This window comes from Cellulosimicrobium cellulans (assembly GCF_016921195.1).
Lineage (GTDB): Bacteria > Actinomycetota > Actinomycetes > Actinomycetales > Cellulomonadaceae > Cellulosimicrobium > Cellulosimicrobium cellulans_F.
This window is the reverse complement of the sequence record NZ_JAFGYF010000001.1, coordinates 353,826-372,683: the sequence shown is the minus strand read 5'-3', so window position 1 is coordinate 372,683 and position 18,858 is coordinate 353,826. Positions and strand designations below refer to the sequence as shown.

Genomic DNA, 18,858 nt, shown 5'->3' with positions numbered 1-18,858 from the left:
CGCCCGGGGAACCGGACGAGGCGGGCCTGGCGTCTGCTGTCAGCGCTCGCGGCTCAGCTCAGCCGCAGGTGGTCGCGTCGTACGGCGCGACGACCTCCGCGGTGACCTGCTCCCCGTCGACCGTGGCCGACGCCGTGATCGTCGCCTCGCCCGCCTCGACGGACGTGCCGCGCACCGCGAACGACTGGTACGCGTTCGCCCCCGGGGCCACGGCGGTGAACGCCTTGGTCCCGAACGGCGTGGCGAGGGTGACGTCCACGGGCACGTCCTCGCCGTTCGTCGCGCGCACGGCCACGTAGGCCTTGCCCGCGAGACAGCGCGTCTGCGCGGTGACCGTCACGTCGAGGGCCGGCTCCTCGCCGTCGTCGCCGGTGTACACCTGGGCGACCTCGGCGTCGGACAGCGCCCGGTCGAAGACGCGCACGTCGTCGATCGTGCCCGGCCAGTAGTCGACGGGGTTGCCGCCCCACTGCCCGCGCCCGATCGTCAGCGGGCCCGACGGCGTGGTGCCGCCGCACACGTCGGACTGGCCGACGAGCTCGCCGTTGACGTAGAGCTTGAGCTTCTGGTCGGCCGCGTCGCGGACGCCCACGACGTGGTACCAGTCACCCAGCACGGGCTGCACGACGTACTCCGCGCGCGGCTCGCCGTCGTACGAGAGCGCCCAGCGGCCGCCCCCGCCGTACTGGAGGTAGAACGCGCTCGAGCCCGTGACCGAGTCCTGGCCGACGATCGTCGACCACGCGCCGCCGGGCGTCTTGTCGAGCTGGACCCAGGCGGAGACCGTGTAGGAGCCGGTCGTGTCGACGACGGGGCCCTCGGTCGCGAACGACTGGTTCGTGCCGTTGAGCCTGATCGCGGACCCGGTGCCGTCGTGCCCGGCCACCCAGGTCCCCGCGCCGGTCGCCGGGTGGTCGCCCACGCCGTCGGCCGCCGTCGTGCCCTGCCCCTCGTCGAACGACCAGCGGCCCGTGCCGGTCAGGCCCGGGGTGCCGGGGTCGACCGGCGCGGAGCCCTGCTTCGCCGCCGCGATCACGCGCTCGTTGACGTCCTTGACGCGCGCGGCGTCCATCTTGAGCACGCGGCGGTCGTAGGTGTAGAAGCCGTTGAGCTCGTTCTCGACGTCGGAGATCTCCGTGTACACCGAGCCGGACAGGTAGCACTGCGCAGGCCGGACCAGCTTCTCCGTGTTCTGCACGTACGCGTCGGTCAGCGCCTCGCTGTCCGCGACGCCGCCGTACGGGTTGGCGGACACGCCGGGCCACATGTGGCCCGGGACGCTCATCGAGAAGCCGCCGTGCTCGCCGTCGATCGCGGCGCGCGTGGCGTCCGGCTTCGGCAGCGCCGGGCCGGTGTACTGGTGCCAGTCGATGATGTCGCCCGTCTTGGAGTCGCCCTTCGACGCGCAGCAGTTGTAGCCCGAGTGCGTGTTGAGGATGCGGCTCGGGTCGTACTCGTCGATCGTGTCGCCGATCCGCGCCGTGTCGGCGAGGTTCCACTCGCCCCAGCCCTCGTTGAACGTCACCCAGCCCACGATCGACGGCACCGAGCGGTGCTGGTCGATGATGTCCTTCATCTCCTGCTCCCAGAAGACGCGGGACGCCGGGTTCGTGTCGCCGTTGTTGAACCAGCCGCTGGGGATGTCCTGCCAGATCATCAGGCCGAGGGTGTCGGCGTGGTAGTAGAACCGGGCCGGCTCGACCTTGATGTGCTTGCGCAGGGTGTTGAAGCCCAGGTCCTTGTGGGCCTGGATGTCGAACACGTACGCCTCGTCGGACGCCGGCGTGTAGATGCCGTCCGGCCAGTAGCCCTGGTCGAGCGTCGACATGAGGAAGGTGTTCTCGCCGTTGAGCAGGATGCGCTGGACGCCGTCCACCTCGGAGACCTCGATCGAGCGCATGCCCGCGTACGACGCCACGGTGTCGGTGGAACCGCCGTCGGTGAGCGTGACGTCGACGTCGTAGAGGTACGGGTCCTCGGGCGACCACAGGTGCGCGTCCGGGATCTCGACGGCGAGCAGCTCGTTCGCGGCGCCGGTGACGCTGCCGACCTCGGCGCCCTCGGCGTCCCGCACGACGGCGGTGACCTCGGCGTCGTCGGACGCGGAGGCCGACTGCACGGTCACCGCGAGCACGCCCGCCTCGACGTCGGGCGTCGTGACGACGGCGTCGATCGCCGCGGTGGGGACCGGCTCCATCCACACCGTCTGCCAGATGCCCGACGTCGGGGTGTAGAAGATGCCGCCGGGGTTGAGCGTCTGCTTGCCGACGGCCTGGTTGCTGCCGTCCGTCGTGTCGACGGCGCGCACCACGAGCTCCTGCTCGGAGCCCTCGACGAGCGCGTCGGTGACGTCCACGGAGAACGACTCGTACCCACCGCGGTGCGTGCCGACCTCGGTGCCGTTCACGTACACCGTGGCGAGGTAGTCGACCGCGCCGAAGTTGATGCGCAGGCGGTTGTCGCTCCCCACCGCCCAGTCCTGCGGCACCTCGAACGTGCGGCGGTAGAACATGTCGTCCTCGCGCCGCTCGATGCCGGACAGCGCGGACTCGACCGCGTACGGGACGACGATCTCCTCCTCGAGGTCGCGGCCGCTCGGCACGGCGTCGTCGGACTCCGCCGCCTCGAACTGCCAGACGCCGTTGAGGTTCTGCCACGCGTCGCGCGTGAGCTGCGGGCGCGGGTACTCGGGCAGGGGGTTGGTCGGGTCGAAGTCGTCAGCCCACGGGGTCTGGATCCGGAAGTCGGACCCGTTCGTGACCGGCAGGTTGAGCGAGCCGACCTTCTCGCCGCCGACCGTCAGGTCGCCCTCGCCGTCGTAGACGAGGCGAGCGGTCGACGCGCGGTCGACGGGCTCGGCGAGCGTGACGCCGAGGACGTCGCCCTGCGCAGCGACCTGCGCGACGGGCCACGCCAGCTGGTCCACCTGGACCTTGAGGTGGTCGACGAGGCTCTCGTCGACACCGCCCGCGGTGTCCTGGAACGTCACGTTGAGGCTCGTGCCGTCGCTCTCGAGCGCGGCCTGGGCGGGGAAGACGACGAAGTCGTCGGGGTAGGTGAACGCGTCGGTCGGCACGATCTCACGTTCCTGCGAGGGGCTCTGCCACCGCAACCGGAGGTGCGACCCGCCGGTGTTCTGGAACATCTCCATGCGGAACGCGTACTCCTGGCCAGCCTGCAGCTGGACCGGGGCGGACGTCTGCTCGACGTCCCAGTCGTCGACCCAGTGGTCGATGACGAGCTCGTCGTCGATCCAGAGCCGGAAGCCGTTGTCGCCGATCGCGGAGAACGTGTACGCCTCGCTGTAGTCGGGCGTGATCTGGCCCGTCCAGCGCGCGGAGGTGCGCTCGCCGCGGCCGGTGAGCTCCGCGAACGTCGGGACCAGGTTGGGGAACTCGATCCGCTGGTCGGGGATCGTGGCCTTGAGGTCGGTGAGCGGCCAGCCGGGGCCGCCGGACAGGAAGTACTCGCCCTTGAGGCCGTTGTCGAGAGCGAGGTCCTGGGCCGCGACGTCAGCCGCGCCCGCCTCGTCCGTGGCGGTGGCCGACGGCGACGCCGTCGCCCCGACCGCCGTCGCCACGGCCAGGGGGACCGTGAGCGCGGCGGCCAACGCCGCCGCCACGATCCTCGCCGGTCTGCCCCGCGGGGGTGCTACCGCTGTCATGGACTGCATCCGTGCTTCCTCCTCGTCGAGTGAATCCAGGGACTGCTCCGACGCGGCGGCGTGCCGGGCACCTGTGTCCGGCGGACGCCCTCCTTGGCGCACCGCACGACGTCTCCCCAGAATCAAACAACTTCCACCAGAAAAAGACAACAGGTGACAGCATGCGACATCGCGCGACGCCGGGTCAGGCCGGTGTCCGAGCCCCGATGGTGGCGAGGAACCGGAGCTTCTCGTGGCTCTCGGTGCCCGGGACGGCGGTGTAGACGAGCAGCGAGTGCGCCTGGTCCGGGTCGAGCAGGACCTGGCAGGCCACCTCGACCAGGCCGACCTCGGGATGCTGGTAGCGCTTGGTCTCGCGCGGCACGACGCCGATCTCGTGCCGGCTCCACACCGCGCGGAACTCCTCGCTGCGTGCGCTGAGCACGTCCCGCAGCTGTGCCGCGCGCGACCGCGGGCCGCGCAGCGTGGCGACCCGGCGGAGCCCGGACGCGTACATCCGGGAGTAGAACTCGTGCTCCTCGGGCGGGACGAGGTCCCGCGCGCCGGGCTGCGCGAACCACCGGAACCCGATGCTGCGCATCGGCCCGGTGAACCGGCCGTTGTCGCCGACGAGCGCCGCTCCGAGCGGCGTCTGCCGCAGCGACTCCCCCAGCTCGGTGACGATCTCGGCCGGGGTGTCGGTGAGCCGGTCGAAGATGCGCAGCATGCCCGGGCTGATGTGGTCGCCGCCCGGGCCGCGCTCGGGCGGACGGTGGCCCGCGAGGCGGAAGAGGTGGTCACGCTCGTCGCGCGAGAGGTGGAGTCCCTGCGCGATCGAGGCGACCATCCGCTCCGACGGCTGCGGGCCGCGCTCGCGCTCCAGGCGGGAGTAGTAGTCGGTGGAGATGTGGCACAGCACGGCCACCTCCTCCCGCCGGAGGCCGCTCGTCCGGCGCCGCCGGCCACGCGGCAGCCCGACGTCCTCGGGCTGGAGCGCCTCGCGGCGCGTGCGCAGGAAGCTCGCGAGCCCAGGCCGGTCGATCATGCAGGCATCCTCCCCCGGGCCGGACCTCCCAGCCACGGATCACCAGGCCGTGGATACCGCGTGCCGCGGCAGGCACCGTGGAGCCCGGGCGTCGGACGACGCCCGTCCGACGACACGGGAGCAACCATGCGCACGAGAGACGACCTCACCGTCCCCGACCTCTCCGGGAGGCGAGCCGTGGTGACCGGAGCCAGCGACGGCGTCGGGCTCGGCATCGCCGCACGCCTCGCCGCGGCCGGCGCCGAGGTCGTCATGCCGGTGCGGAACGCGCGCAAGGGGGAAGCGGCCGCCGCGACGATCCGCGCGCGGCATCCGGGGGCGAGGCTCTCGCTCCGCACGCTGGACCTCTCCTCGCTGGCGTCGGTCGAGGCGTTCGGTGACGAGCTGCGCAGCGAGGGAGCCCCCGTCCACGTCCTCGTCAACAACGCGGGCGTGATGACGCCGCCCGACCGGCAGGAGACGGCGGACGGGTTCGAGCTCCAGCTCGGGACCAACCACCTCGGTCATTTCGCGCTCACGGCTCACCTGCTCCCGCTGCTGCGGGCGGGTCGCGCACGGATCACCTCGCAGACGAGCATCGCCGCCCGCCGCGGCGCGATCGACTGGACGGACCCGAACGCGGAGCGCCGCTACGACGGCATGCGCGCCTACCGCGCGTCCAAGATCGCGGTCGGGCTGTTCGCGCTGGAGCTCGCGCGCCGCAGCGCGTCAGCCGGCTGGGGCGTCACGAGCATGCTCTCGCACCCTGGCGTCGCGCCGACGAGCCTGCTCGCGGCTCGCCCCGAGGTCGGCCGGGCGGGGGACACGCGCGGGGTCCGGGTGATCCGTGCGCTCTCGCGGCGGGGCCTCGTCGTCGGGACGGTGGAGACCGCCCCGCTCCCCGCACTCCTGGCCGTGACGTCCCCCGAGGCGAGGAACGGCGGGTTCTACGGCCCGCAGTGGCCGGGCAACCTCGGCGGTCCTCCGGGCGAGCAGCGGCTGTGGGCGCCCCTGCGCAGCGCGGAGGAGGCCGCTCGCGTCTGGGCCCTGTCGGAGCGGCTGACGCGCGTCGCGTTCGCGTGAGACCGCCGCGTCAGCGGTGGATGAGCGAGGTCCAGTCGGCCGGCACGCGGTCGGCGGGGCCGGGCGAGCCCTGCTCCGGCGGGCGCGAGAGCGGTGCGGCGAGGTGCGGCCCCTCGAGGACCTGCTCCGTCTCGTAGTCCCAGTACCAGTCCTCGCCCGGCTCGAACGAGCGGATGAGGCGGTGGCCGGTCTCCTCGAAGTGCGCCGTCGCGTGCTGGGCCGGTGAGGTGTCGCAGCACCCGACGTGCCCGCACGTCGCGCACCGGCGCAGGTGGACCCACCAGCCGCCGTCCGCGTCGCACTCGGCGCACCCGGTGCCGCTCGGGGGCACCTCCACGTCGACGGCCGTCGCCAGGGCGGCGGCCAGCACGGGGTCGTCGAGGCCCTCGCCGTTGACGTTCGGCGCGCGCTCGGTCGTCACCGCGCCCCCGCACCCGCGGCGCGGACGACGGGCGCCCAGGACTCGGGGTCGAGCGCCGGGGCGGGCTCCGCCGCGGCCCAGGCGCGGCAGTCGTCGATCGTCGCGGCGAGCAGCGCGCGCAGGCGCTCGTCCGGGTCGGGCACGCACGCCTCGGCGATGCCCTGCACCGCCGCGGAGATGATGCTCGGCGCGGCGTCGCGCACGAACCGGCTCGGCCGCAACCGGGCGCCCTCGCAGAACCGCTGCGCCCAGCGCGCCGTACGCGGGCAGCTCGCGAGCGCGTCCGCCGACTCGGCGCTCAGCGTGCCCGCGGGGCGGTCGTCGAGGACGTCGAGCATCTTCTCCGCCCCGATGATCGCGACGGCCAGCGTCTGCTGCCGGTCCGCCGGGGCGATCGGCAGCGCCGCGACCGCGGCACGCAACGCGATGCGCACGTCCCAGTGCGGGTCGTCGCTCGTCAGCCCGATGACGGACGGGATGAGCGGCGCGAGCTTGGGGCGTTCCGGGTCGACCGTGAGGTCGTTCACGGCGCGCGCGAGCATCGCGAGCAGCGGGTGCGTGCACCGTGGGTGGTCGCTCCACCGCTCCCCCGCGAGGTAGGACGCGAGCTCCATGAAGCACGCGCCCTTCTTCGGGTTGCGGTGCTTGCCACGGCCCAGCATCGGCAGCATGTCGTAGGTGTCGGTCACGAGGTCACCCCCACAGCGGGTCCGGTCCTTCGTCCAGTCTGCGCCGGGGTCGGGTCGTTGGCAACGGGAGGAGTGACCTCCGTCACGCCTCAGAAGATCTCGGCGGTGTGCGCGGTCGGGGACCAGGACCACGCGGCCGCCGCGGCGGCGACCGCGCCGGGGGTGTGCTCGACGACGCGCCCGGCGAGCGCGAGGACGTGCAGCGGGGTGGCACCCAGGTGCGCCGCGCCGAGGTCGGCGACGTCCATCGAGAGGTCGGGCCGCGCGTCGGTCCGGCGCACGGCGGCCGTGCCGCCCGCCTCGCCGACGACGACGTGCCACCGCCCGGCGTTGGCGGGGACCGCGTCGTCGGTGACGTCGAGCACGAGGTCGACGGGGGCGGAGAAGGCGCGCGCGCCGAGCGCCCGCTCGACGTCGACGACACGGACCCACAGCGCCTCGTCGAGACGGGCGTGCATCCGACGGTGGTCGGCGAGCAGGTGGGCCAGCGGGTCCGGCACGGGCCGCGACTCGCACGTCAGCGTGCTCACGAGGTCGAGGTCGAGCAGGTAGCGCCAGAGCTGGGCGTGGGTGGCCGGGTCCGTGGCGCCCACCTCCTGGACGGCGACCACGCCCCTGGGCACCAGTGCCGCCTCGCCCTCGCGCACCCGGTACGCCGCGAACCCGGTGGGCCCGTCGGGGCCCAGGGCGACGACGATCTCCGCCGGCGGCCGGCCGTCACCGCCGCCCAGGAGGAACTGCCAACGGTCCGCGTCGCGCGCGAGCGTCCCCGGCCGCGTGGCCAGCAGGTCGTCGTGGATCGCGGCCAGGTGCGGCAGCGCGGCCGGCAGGCTCATGAGGTGCAGGCGCGCGGGCGATCCCGCGACCAGCCTCGTCGCGTGCGGGGTGAACGCTGCGCGCGACAGATCGACCTCGATCGGCTGGCGCCACGACGCGATCCCGTAGCCGTAGCGCCCGTAGACGCCGGCCTCCGTCGCCCAGAGCGCGGCCACGGCCTCGCCGCCCGCGGCCAGGTCCGTGAGCTGGCGGCGCATCATCGCGGTCATGACGCCGCGCCGGCGGTGGGTGGGGGCCACGGTCACCATCCACACCCCGGCGACGGGCTGCGAACCCCCGCCGGGCATCGTCATCCGCAGCGAGTACGCGCTCGCGGTTCCGACGACCTCGCTGCGCGAGCCGTCGACGGCCACGAGCGTGCGGTCGGCCTCGATGGAGCGGCCGGCGAAGACGTCGTCGGCGGCGTCCTGCCGGTAGCCCCAGCCGAAGGCCCGCCACACCACGTCCAGCGCCTGGTCCCGGTCCTCCTGCTCCAGCGGCCGGACGTCGAACGAGGAGGGCGTGGGGGAGGTCATGCCCTGGTCATAGTCCCCGCCGGGCGGCGCGGTCCACCGGATTTCGCGCGCGGGACCGCGGCCAGCGCCTGCGAGCGCCGCGACCCCGCCCTAGCGTCGACGACGAGGACGACGACGAGCGAGGGCCGGACCATGAGCGAGAACGACGAGGGAACCGGGCGCGACGACGGCGCGACGGCCGAGGACCGCCAGGTACCCGGACGGGCGCGCACCGACCGCGCGGGGGCTGCCGCCACCGAGGCGATCCCGGGCGAGGTGCCCGCCGACGAGCCGGAGCGGGACGAGGAGGACCGCTTCGACGCCGGCTGACGCAGCGCCGGGCGGCCCGACCGTCCCCGGTGCCTTAGTCGCGACGGCCCGCCTCAGACGCCTCAGTGCCGGTGGAGGGCGCCGTCTAAGGCCCCCTCTCCCGAACCGTGCGCGGTCGTCCGATGCGACGGCCCGCTGCTCAGGACGACCGTGAGTGTCGGACAGGCAGGGTGCCTGCGGAGACGGGGACGACCATGAGCGCACAGTTCGATCCGACCTTCGAGGCGGATCTCACCTACCGCACGCAGCGGCTGCGTGACGACTTCCGGCACGACGAGCCCTCGCTGCTGCACTGGTGGCGGGGACGCCGTCGGCGCCACGACCACCCGGCGCGGTGACCGCGCCGCCCGACGCCGTCGACGAGAACCCTCTCGTCGGCGGCGTCGTCGTGCCCGGCGCGGGCTCCGGCGGTCTGTCCGCTGGTCACGTGTCGGTGCGCGCTGCGAGGATGGGAGCTGTGCCACGCCCCTCCTCGCGCGCGCCCTTCGTGGCTCGCGCCGCCGAGCTCGACGCGCTCTCCGCGGCGGTCGAGCGCGCGCGCCGCGGCGAGCCCGGCGTGGTGCTCGTGGGCGCTGACGCCGGGGTCGGCAAGACGCGACTGCTCACGCGCGCGGCCGAGCTCGCCGCCGCGAGCGGCGCGACCGTCGTCTGGAGCCACTGCGTGGACCTCGGCGAGGTCGGCCTCCCCTATCTCCCCTTCTCCGAGGCGCTGACGACGCTGCGCAGCCAGCACCCCGCCGTCGACGAGACCGTGGCCGCACGGCCCGCGCTCGCGCGCCTGCTCGACGCCGGTACCCCGGCGGACGACGAGCAGAGCCAGGGCGAGCGCCTCCAGCTCTTCGAGAGCGTCGCGGCCGCGCTCGCCGCGTCCGGGACGGCCGAGGCGCCGCTCGTGCTCGTCGTCGAGGACCTGCACTGGGCGGACCCGTCGAGCCGCGACGTCCTGCGCTTCGTCGTCGCGCGCCTGCGCGCGGAGCACGTCCTCGTCGTCGCGAGCTACCGCGCGGACGACCTGCACCGCCGTCACCCCCTGCGCCCCGTCCTCGCGGAGCTGCTGCGCCACCCGCGCGTCGAGCACGTGCAGCTCGCCCCCTTCACCGAGGGCGAGCTGCGCGAGTTCACCACCGCGCTCGCGGGCGCCCCCCCTGCCGCGGGACGCGTTCGAGTCCGTGCGCTCGCGCTCCGAGGGCAACGCGTACTTCGCCGAGGAGCTCGTCGAGTCGGGCCTCGACGACGAGCTGCCCTGGTCCCTCGCGGACGTGCTGCGCGCCCGTCTCGAGGTGCTCGACCCCGCCGTGCAGCACCTCGTCCGGGTCGCGTCGGTGTCGGGGCGCCAGGTGAGCGAGCCGCTCCTGCGTGCCGCGCTCGCACGGGACGCGGTGGACGGCGAGACGGCCACCGGGCGCTCGTTCGACGCGGCGCTGCGCGAGGCGATCGCGCACCACGTCCTCGCGGTCGAGGGCGACGGCGCGCGCGACACGGTCGTGTTCCGGCACGCGCTGCTCGCCGAGGCGGTGGCGTCCGACCTGCTGCCGGGCGAGCGCGTGGGCGTGCACCGCGCCTACCTCGCCGCGCTCGACGACGACCCCACGCTCGGCTCCCCCGCGCTGCGCGCCCACCACGCGCTCGCCGCGCACGACCTCCCGGCCGCGCTGACGGCGTCGCGCGCCGCCGCCCGCAAGGCCGCGCGCGTGCTCGCGCCCGCGGAGGAGCTGCGGCACCTCGAGCAGGTGCTCGCGCTGTGGCAGGCGGTGCCCGACGCCGCGGCTCTCCTCGGCGAGGACCGCGTCACCGTCGCGCTGGCCGCGGCCGGGGCGGCGAGCCGTGCGGGCGAGCCGGACCGCGCGGTCGCGCTGGCCCGCAAGGTCGTCGAGGGCACGGCGAGCGACCCGATGCGCCAGGCGTCGCTGCGCCACGTGCTGTCCCGCTACCTGCTCGGGACGGAGGAGGTCGAGGAGACCCTCGCCCACACGGAGGCCGCGCTGGCCGTGCTCCCGGAGGAGCCGCCGTCGCTCGACCGCGCGTGGACGCTCGCGATGCGGGCGCGCGCCGCGATGAACGCCGACCTCGACGAGCTCGCCGCGGAGGTCGCCGCCGAGGCACTGGACGTCGCGCACCGCCTCGACGCGCCGGACGTCGAGGCGGACGTGCTCACCACGATGGCGATCCTCGAGGTCGCGGACGACGACCGGGCCGCGGTGCTGCTCGCCCAGGCCCGGGAGCGCGCGGTCGAGGCGGGCGACATCCTCACCGAGCTGCGCTGCTGGTACAACATCGCGGCGAACCGCTACTACGCGGGCCGCATCGACGAGGCGCTGCAGGTGACGGCCGACGGTCTCGACCGGGCACGCGCGACGGGGCTCGGCTGGAGCGCGTACGGCGTCGAGCTCCGCCTGTTCCGCGACCTCGTGCGCTACGTGCTCGGCGACCTCACGCCCACCGAGACCACGGGCGAGACCATGCCCGAGGGTTCCGCCCCGCAGCTCTCCTGCGTCCAGCTCTACGCGGCCGTGGCGCGCGGCGACGCCGACGCCCTCGCGCGCGGCACGGCGCTGCGGCGCGACTGGTTCCGGGACGGGCAGATCGCGCTGATCTCCGGCGGCTGCTCGATCGACGCGCTGACGTGGGCCGGACGCGACGAGGAGGCCGTCGCGCTCGCCGTCGAGCTCGTGGACCACCTGGGTCGCACGTGGAGCGACTACTTCCTCGGCCGCATCTGGATCTCGGCGCTCGCGCTCGCCGCGCTCGCCGACGCGGCGGACGCCGCACGCCTCCAGGGCGCGGCCGGAGCGGGACAGGTCGCGGAGCTCGTCGCGCGCGGTTCCGAGCTGTTGGAGGCGGCGCGCACGACGGCGGAGCGCGGCCGACCGCGCGGCGGTCGCCTCGGGCCCGAGGGCCGCGCGTGGCTGGCGCGCGCCGCGGCCGAGCACTCCCGCCTCACGGGCGAGGACGACCCGGCGCTGTGGGAGGAGACGACGCGCCTCTTCGACTACGGCTACCGGTACGAGGTCGCGCGGTCGCGCTTCCGCTGGGCCCAGGCGCTGCTCGGCGCGGGCGACCGCAACGCGGCCGAGATCGAGGCCGCGCAGGCGCTCGAGGAGGCCGAGTCCATGGGCGCGGCGCCGCTGGCGGAGGCGGTGCGCGCGCTCGGGCGCCGGGGCCGCCTCGACCTGCCCGGCGTCCGGCGGTCCACGACGGCGGTGCTCACCGAGCGCGAGGAGGAGGTCCTGCTGCTCGTCGCGCAGGGCCTGACCAACCGGCAGATCGGCGAGCGCCTGTTCATCTCCGCGAAGACGGTGAGCGTGCACGTGTCCAACGTCCTGGCCAAGCTCGGCGCGTCCGGGCGCGCCGAGGCCGTCTCGCTCGCGCACCAGCGCGGGCTGCTCGAGGTCTGACGCGCGTGGGTTCCTCGCCCGGCACGCTCGTGCTCGTGCGGCACGGGCAGAGCACGTTCAACGCGGGCGACCGGTTCACGGGCCTGCTCGACGTCCCGCTCTCGGACGTCGGGGTCGCCGAGGCAGGGCGCGCGGCACGGCTGCTCGCGGACGCCGTCGCGCGCGAGCCCGCCCTCGCGCCGCGCCGCGTCGTGACGTCCCCGCTCGTGCGCGCGTCGGCGACGGCCGCGATCGTCGCCCACGCGCTGCCCGGCCCGCCGCCGCTCGCCGTCGAGTGGCGCCTCGTCGAGCGCCACTACGGCGCGTTCACGGACAAGCCGCGCGACGTCGTCCGGCGCGACTACGGCGAGGCCGCCTACTGGCGCTACCGCCGCTCCTACCTCCACCGGCCGCCGCCGCTCGCGGTGGACGACCCCGCGCGCCGGCTCGTCGACGACACGCTGCTGCGCCTGCCCGACGCCGCGCGCGCGGCCCTGCGCCCCGACGCGGAGTCGCTCGCGGACGTCGTCGAGCGGCTGCGCCCCTTCTGGACCGCGACCCTCGCGACGCTCGCGCGCGGCGCGGCGGTCCTCGTCGTCGGGCACGGCAACTCGCTGCGCGCCCTGTCCGTGCTCGTGGACGGCCTCACGCCCGAGGAGGTCCAGGACCTCGACGTGCCCACCGGCCACCCGCTCGTCCACCGCTTCACGGCCGGGCCCGACGGCGCCCTCGTCCCCGAGGTCCGCGGCGGCACCTATCTCGACGCGCACGGCGCCGAGCACGCGCTCACCGATCTCAGGTCCCGTGGCGGCACCTGAGGGATTCTCGCTCCGAGCCGTGAGCTGTGGCGCGATAGTCCCGCCAGCGGCGGGCCGCCCGCCGTCACGACGCCCGTGCCGACGAGCCCCACCGCAACGCCCCCCGCGAGCGACCGGCGCCGCTGTACGCCGCGGCGGCTCGACCGGAGGAGCACGTCGAGGTCGAGCGTCGAGGACGGGACGGCGTCGTCAGCCGTGCGTCGCAGCCGGGCGAGGAAGTCGTCCTCGGGCGGGGTGGGCGCCGGGCTTCCGTTCGCGGGGCTCACCCGACGTTCCCTCCGCGCCGATTTCACCCCGTCCGCGCGCCCGGCTAGCGCGGCTTGCACTGTTTGACCGGCCTCGTCCTGGTGATACTGAACCATGACCGACGCCCAGGCGATCCACGAGCTCGCGCAGGCGGGGCTCGCCGAGCCGGTGGCGGACGAGTCGTTCGACCGGTTCGCGCGCCTCGTACGGCGGCAGCTCGGGGTACCGTCGGCGCTGGTCACGCTGGTCCTCGACGACGAGGCGGTGCTGCCCGGCGCGCTCGGCCTGCCCGAGCCGTACCAGTCCGAGCGCCGCACTCCCCTGAGCCACACGTTCTGCCAGTTCGTCACGACCGACGCACGCCCCCTCGTGGTCGAGGACGCGCGGGTCGTCCCGCACCTCGCGAGGCTGCGCGCCGTGGACGACATCGGCGTCGTGTCCTACGCCGGGTTCCCGATCTTCGACCCGCACGGCAACGCCGTCGGGTCGCTGTGCGCGTTCGACGGGCGGCCGCGCCCCTGGTCCGACGAGGACCTCGCGACCCTCGCCGACCTCGCGTCCGCGTGCACGTCGGAGCTGCGGCTCCGGCTCGCCCGGGCGCGGGCGAAGCGCATGCAGCGCGTCGCCCTCGCGGCCAACCGGCGCTCCCGGCTCCTGCTGGAGCTCTCCGAGTCGTTCGCCGCCGCGACCTCCGTGCGCGACGTCGCCGAGCGGCTCTCGGCGGTCGGCACGGGGATCGGTGCGCGCTACGCGGGCCTCGCCGTGCTCGACTCGAGCGGCACCCGGCTCGAGTACACGACGCTGGACCACCTGGAGCCGGGCGTCCCGGCGTCGTTCCGCCGGATGCGCGTCGACGCGGAGCGGGGCGCGTCGATCGCCGCCCGCACGCGCGAGCCCCTGTTCTTCCGCGACCACGCCCAGTACGCCGCGCGGCTGCCGGAGGCCGCGGCCCTCATCGCGTCCGACGACGTCGAGGCCCGCGCGTTCCTGCCCGTGCTCGCGGGCGAGCGGCTGCTCGGCGTGGTCTCCCTCGCCTGGGAGACGACGCGCGAGTTCGACGACGACGCGGTCCAGACGAAGACCGCGATCGCGTCGTACGTCGCGCACGCGCTCGACCGCGTCCGGCTCCTGGAGGAACGGCACCGCGTCGCGACGACGCTCCAGGCGGCGATGCTCACGGAGCTCCCGTCCGTGCGCAGCGCAGAGCTCGCCGCGACCTACGCGTCGGCGACCCGGACCGACCAGGTCGGCGGCGACTGGTACGACGCGGTCGTCCTCGACGACGACGCGTGCGTCCTCATGATCGGCGACGTCACGGGCCACGACATGCGCGCCGCCGCGCAGATGGGCCAGCTCCGCTCCATGCTGCGCACGTTCGCGTGGTGCCAGGACGAACCCCCCGCCGTCCTGCTCCGGCTCCTGGACCGGGCCAACCGCGGTCTCGCGCTGCACTCGAGCGGGACGGCCGTCGTCGTGCGGCTCGACCGCACCCCGCACGGGTTCGACGTCACGTGGTCCAACGCCGGGCACCCGGCCCCGCTCGTGCTGCGCGCAGACGGCAGCGTCGAGACCCTCGACGCGCCCGCGGACCTCATGCTGGGTGTCCTGCCGGGGACCACGCGGCACGACCACCGCGCCCACCTCGCGCACGGCGACACGCTCCTCCTCTACACCGACGGCCTGGTCGAGCGGCGCGGCACCACCTACGCCGAGCGGCTCGACGGACTGCGCGGGGCCCTCGCGGAGCACACGGCCACCGCGACGTCCTCGCTGCCCGACGCGCTCGTGCGCCGGCTCATGTCCGACCAGCGCGACGACGTCGCCGTCCTCGCGCTGCGCGTGCGGCACACGGTCAGACGGCTGCCCGGCCCGGGGCGGCCGACGGTCCTGACGCGGCCGGTCGAGCACGCGTCGTCGGCGATCGGCCCTGCCCGCCGCTGGGTGGACGACGTCCTCGAGAGCTGCGACGTCTCCCCGGCGGTCCGCCGCATCGCGATGCTCCTCACGAGCGAGGTGCTGACCAACGCCGTGCAGCACGGCGCGGAGCCGGTCGAGGCCGAGCTGGAGATCGCCCACCGCGTCCTGCGCGTCGCGGTGCACGACGGATCGGCGGCGCTGCCGCGGCTGCGTACCCCGCGGCCGGACGAGACAGGGGGCCGGGGCGTGCAGTTCCTCGAACGTTGCGCGTCGCGCTGGGGCGTCGACGTCCTCGACGGCGTGCCGGGAAAGACCGTGTGGTTCGAGCTCGACCTCGACCACTGACACCCCTGTGCCGTGTCGGAGGGCAGAGGTAGCGTGTGTGAGGTGGGCCACTCCCCCGGCCCGTGCGACCTCGTGATCCCCACGAGACCTTCGTGACCCCTCGAGAACGTCGAGACCATCGAGTCCTGAGAGGCAGCGCCATGACCGACCTCGCCACCCCGACGAGCCCGGAAGCCACCGCGACCGACCCCGCCCCGTTGCCCGCGCGCGCCGACCTCGACGCGGTCCTCGACGGCCACCGCCGCGAGATCACCGGCTACTGCTACCGCATGCTGGGGTCCTCGTTCGAGGCGGACGACGCGGTGCAGGAGACGTTCCTGCGCGCGTGGCGCTCCTACGACCGGTTCGAGGGGCGCTCGTCGCTGCGCTCCTGGCTGTACCGCATCGCGACGAACGTGTGCTTCGACGCGCTGGGCGCACGCAAGCGGCGTGAGCGACCGATGGGGCTCGGCGGCCCGCAGGCGCCGGAGGCCGAGAACCTGGGCCAGGTGCTCCCGGAGGAGACGTGGGTCGAGCCGGTCCCGGACGACCGCGTGCTGCCGCACGACGGTGACCCGGCGCAGGTCGCCGTGGGCCGCGAGACGATCCGGCTCGCGTTCGTCGCCGCGCTGCAGTTCCTGCCGCCCAAGCAGCGCGCCGTCCTCCTGCTGCGCGAGGTGCTGCGCTGGCAGGCGAGCGAGGTCGCGGAGCTCCTCGACACGTCCGTGGCGTCGGTGAACAGCGCCCTCCAGCGAGCGCGCGCGACGATGGCGGCACGGGCGCACTGGGACAGCTCCGGTCTCGGCGAGGACGGCGAGACCGCGCCCTCGCCCGTCGCCTCGAACGCCGGTCTCGGCGACGAGGAGAGGCTGCTGCTCGAGCGCTACCTCGACGCGTTCGAGCGCTACGACATGGACGCGCTCGTCGCGATCCTCCATGAGGACGCGACGCTGTCCATGCCGCCGTACCCGCTGTGGATGCGGGGGACGGCGGACATCGTCACCTGGATGACGGGCCCGGGCCACGAGTGCGAGGGCTCCCGCATGGTCCCGGTGGCGGTGAACGGCACGTTCGGGTTCGGCCAGTACCGCCGCGCGGCGGACGGCGGGCACGAGCCGTGGGCGCTCCAGGTGATCGAGACCGAGGACGGGAAGGTGACGGCGATCAACGCGTTCCTCGACACGGCGTCGTGGTTTCCGCTCTTCGGCCTCCCCGAGCGGCTCGACGACTGACGGCACGCGGGTAGAGGGTCCGGCGGCCTCTCCCCCGTCAGTCGAACGTCTCGAGGAGGATGCTCCGCTCGGCGTCCGTCAGGTTCGTGGCGACGAGCTTCCCGTGGACGCCGTGGAACCGCTCGCCCACGCGGTCGAGGTCGCCGTCCTCGGTGACGACGAACAGCGCGGACGTCCCCGGCGTGACGCCCTCGCGGATGCGCTCGAGCTGGTCCTTGTCGATCCCGACGGCGGCCATCGCCTTCGTCGAGGCGCCGATCGCGGCGCCGGCCGCCGCGCCCAGGACGGGGGCGAAGAAGAGCGACCCGAGGAGCAGTCCCCAGAACGCGCCCCAGCCCGTGCCGCGCCACTCGTCCTGGTGACCGTGACGCGTCGTCGGCTTGGGCGCGCCCTCGGGCCACGACACGACGGCGGTGTCGATGATGCGGATCGCGTGCTCCGAGGCGGAGTCGTGCAGGATCCGGGACCCGGTGTCCGCGCCCTCGGGAGACTCGAACTTCCAGACGGTGAACGTGGCCATCGCTCTTTCCTCCTCGTCGGCCGAGCGTGCTGGGTGCGGCGGGTCAGCGCGCGGCGCGCTCGGCCTCGTCGCCGTGGACCACGAGCGCCCACAGGACGAACACGTCGAGCACGATGGTGATGAGCGACCACCACGGCGTCACCTGGAGCGTCGTGAACTGGGCGATCGCGTTGAGGACGACGAGGACGATGGCGACCATGCGCGCCCAGCCCTTGCCGGAGAGCAGGGCGAAGCCGGTGAGGATCAGCAGCACGCCGATGACGAGGTGGATCCAGCCCCACGTCGAGACGTCGAGCACGACGATGCCCGCGTCGGTGACGCCGACGAGGCTGTCCGGGGAGAAGACGGCGACCAGCCCGCTGATCGCGTTGAAGAAGCCGATGGTCACGAGGACGATCCCCGCGAACCAGACCCATCCGACCCATGCCGAGACCTGCGACGAGCGTGCCATGCGAGTCCTCCTGAGGTGCCGGCCGAGGCCGGGGCGAGACGAGCGGACGACCGTGCGGGTCGATCGTGGCACCGGTCAGCGGGTTCGGCATCCGGAAGGTGCGGCGCGTCCGCCGGGACGCGCCCTTCCGCGCCGCTAGGTTCATGGCCATGACGACGCCGACCCGCGCCGAGGACCCGTGGGCGGACGTGCCGGACGCCGGCACGCGCCCCGTCCAGCACGACTCGCGGCGCCCGCCGCGCTGGGTCCCGCGCGCGCTCGCGATGGCGGTCGCCGCGGTCTTCGTCGGGATCTTCGCGTGGTACGCCCTCGGTCAGCTCAAGGCGCTCGGCGTGAACATCCTCATCGCGTTCTTCGTCGCGCTCGCCCTCGAGCCGATCGTCGTGTGGCTCGTGCGGCACGGCTGGCGCCGCGGCGCGGCGGCGGCCGTGGCGCTCCTCGGCTCGCTCGTCGCGATCCTCGTGGTCCTCGCGCTCTTCGGGAACCTCTTCGTCCAGCAGCTCATCCAGCTCGTGCAGTCCATCCCCGACCTGTACGCAAGCATCCAGGACCTCGTCGCGGAACGCTTCGACGTGGTCGTCCCCGACTCGGACGACCTCCTCAAGCAGGTGATCAACGACTTCGGCGACGACGTCGCGTCCGGCGCGCTCGTCGTCACGACGACGATCGTCGGAGGGATCTTCGCGTCGCTGACGATCATGCTCGTCACCTACTACCTGCTCGCGGCGGGGCCCAAGTTCCGCGCAGCCGTGTGCCGCTGGCTCTCGCCCAACCGTCAGCAGGAGGTGCTGCGGCTGTGGGAGATCACGCAGGTCAAGGTCTCGGACTTCATCAACTCACGCATCGTCCTCGCGGCGCTGTCGAGCGTCTTCACGTTCGTGTTCCTGGTGATCATCCAGACGCCCTACGCACTCCCGCTCGCGGTGTTCACCGGCGTCGTGTCCCAGTTCGTCCCGACGATCGGCACGTACATCGGCGGCGCGCTCCCCGTCGCGGTCGCCCTCACGTCCCAGGGCCTGCCGCAGGCGCTCGGCGTGCTCGCGTTCATCATCGGGTACCAGCAGCTCGAGAACCTCTACTTCTCGCCCAAGGTCTCCGCCCGCGCGCTGGAGATGAACCCGGCGGTGAGCTTCGTCGTCGTCCTCGCGTTCGGCGCCGTCTTCGGGGCGCTGGGGGCGTTCCTCGCGCTGCCGATCGCGGCGACGTTCCAGGCGGTCGCGAACACCTACCTCCAGCGGCACGAGCTCATCGAGTCGCACATGCTGCACGACCCGGAGGCCGAGGGCCACGGCCCGGGCCGGGGCAAGGGCGACGGCAAGAGCGACGGGAGGACCAAGGACGGCGACGGGCGCACCGCCCGCCGCCGACGCCGCAACCGCGAGGCGAACCTCGAGGCCGAGCGCACGGTCGACGAGCGGCGCGCCGAGGGCATCGACTGAGCCGGCGGCGTCCTCT

Annotated in this window: 14 protein-coding genes and 1 pseudogene; 8 read left to right on the top strand and 7 right to left on the bottom strand. The window is 74.2% G+C overall.

Going from position 1 to position 18,858, the window contains the following annotated elements; genetic code table 11:
* Positions 1-58 precede the first annotated feature (58 nt).
* Both JN535_RS01565 and JN535_RS01560 read right to left on the bottom strand, forming a co-directional pair.
* A complete protein-coding gene (locus JN535_RS01565) occupies positions 59-3,622 on the bottom strand; it encodes a LamG-like jellyroll fold domain-containing protein (protein WP_205201328.1) in 3,564 nt (1,187 codons plus the stop codon).
* A 226-nt stretch (positions 3,623-3,848) separates the two neighbouring features.
* On the bottom strand, positions 3,849-4,688 hold the full coding sequence (locus tag JN535_RS01560) for a helix-turn-helix transcriptional regulator (protein WP_205201327.1): 840 nt from the start codon (positions 4,686-4,688) through the stop codon (positions 3,849-3,851).
* A 126-nt stretch (positions 4,689-4,814) separates the two neighbouring features.
* Between JN535_RS01560 and JN535_RS01555 the strand changes: the two genes are divergently transcribed.
* Complete coding sequence (locus JN535_RS01555; protein ID WP_205201325.1) at positions 4,815-5,750, top strand: SDR family oxidoreductase; 936 nt, start codon at positions 4,815-4,817, stop codon at positions 5,748-5,750.
* A gap of 10 nt (positions 5,751-5,760) precedes the next feature.
* Here the strand turns inward: JN535_RS01555 and JN535_RS01550 are convergent, their stop codons facing one another.
* The 3 genes from JN535_RS01550 to JN535_RS01540 form a co-directional block, all read right to left on the bottom strand.
* A complete protein-coding gene (locus tag JN535_RS01550; protein WP_205202935.1) occupies positions 5,761-6,105 on the bottom strand; it encodes a UBP-type zinc finger domain-containing protein in 345 nt (114 codons plus the stop codon).
* Between the two features lie 62 nt (positions 6,106-6,167).
* Positions 6,168-6,860: a hypothetical protein gene (locus tag JN535_RS01545; RefSeq protein ID WP_237841197.1), complete on the bottom strand. Its 693-nt coding sequence runs from the start codon at positions 6,858-6,860 to the stop codon at positions 6,168-6,170.
* A gap of 89 nt (positions 6,861-6,949) precedes the next feature.
* Positions 6,950-8,212: a GNAT family N-acetyltransferase gene (locus JN535_RS01540; protein ID WP_205201323.1), complete on the bottom strand. Its 1,263-nt coding sequence runs from the start codon at positions 8,210-8,212 to the stop codon at positions 6,950-6,952.
* 132 nt (positions 8,213-8,344) lie between these two features.
* Between JN535_RS01540 and JN535_RS01535 the strand changes: the two genes are divergently transcribed.
* From JN535_RS01535 to JN535_RS01510, 6 genes and pseudogenes are all read left to right on the top strand, one after another.
* Positions 8,345-8,521, top strand: a complete 177-nt coding sequence (locus JN535_RS01535) for a hypothetical protein (protein WP_205201321.1) — start codon at positions 8,345-8,347, stop codon at positions 8,519-8,521.
* A 448-nt stretch (positions 8,522-8,969) separates the two neighbouring features.
* Positions 8,970-9,452 (top strand): annotated as a pseudogene (locus tag JN535_RS01530) (ATP-binding protein); the annotation flags it as partial.
* 238 nt (positions 9,453-9,690) lie between these two features.
* Positions 9,691-11,916, top strand: a complete 2,226-nt coding sequence (locus tag JN535_RS21385; RefSeq protein WP_307868064.1) for a helix-turn-helix transcriptional regulator — start codon at positions 9,691-9,693, stop codon at positions 11,914-11,916.
* Between the two features lie 5 nt (positions 11,917-11,921).
* On the top strand, positions 11,922-12,713 hold the full coding sequence (locus JN535_RS01520; RefSeq protein WP_307868229.1) for a 2,3-bisphosphoglycerate-dependent phosphoglycerate mutase: 792 nt from the start codon (positions 11,922-11,924) through the stop codon (positions 12,711-12,713).
* Between the two features lie 360 nt (positions 12,714-13,073).
* Positions 13,074-15,221, top strand: a complete 2,148-nt coding sequence (locus JN535_RS01515) for a SpoIIE family protein phosphatase (RefSeq protein WP_205201320.1) — start codon at positions 13,074-13,076, stop codon at positions 15,219-15,221.
* Between the two features lie 140 nt (positions 15,222-15,361).
* The gene (locus tag JN535_RS01510; protein WP_205201318.1) at positions 15,362-16,432 is read left to right on the top strand and encodes a sigma-70 family RNA polymerase sigma factor; all 1,071 of its coding nucleotides are present in this window, start codon (positions 15,362-15,364) and stop codon (positions 16,430-16,432) included.
* Positions 16,433-16,469: 37 nt separating this feature from the next.
* On the opposite strand, the gene JN535_RS01505 is transcribed toward JN535_RS01510, so the two are convergent.
* Positions 16,470-16,952, bottom strand: coding sequence for a DUF1269 domain-containing protein (locus tag JN535_RS01505; RefSeq protein ID WP_205201316.1), 483 nt, complete (start codon positions 16,950-16,952; stop codon positions 16,470-16,472).
* Between the two features lie 43 nt (positions 16,953-16,995).
* Complete coding sequence (locus tag JN535_RS01500; protein ID WP_205201314.1) at positions 16,996-17,403, bottom strand: DUF7144 family membrane protein; 408 nt, start codon at positions 17,401-17,403, stop codon at positions 16,996-16,998.
* 149 nt (positions 17,404-17,552) lie between these two features.
* Between JN535_RS01500 and JN535_RS01495 the strand changes: the two genes are divergently transcribed.
* Positions 17,553-18,842 carry an AI-2E family transporter gene (locus JN535_RS01495; protein ID WP_240200420.1) on the top strand — a complete coding sequence of 430 codons (1,290 nt, stop codon included), beginning with the start codon at positions 17,553-17,555 and terminating at the stop codon, positions 18,840-18,842.
* Positions 18,843-18,858: the final 16 nt, after the last annotated feature.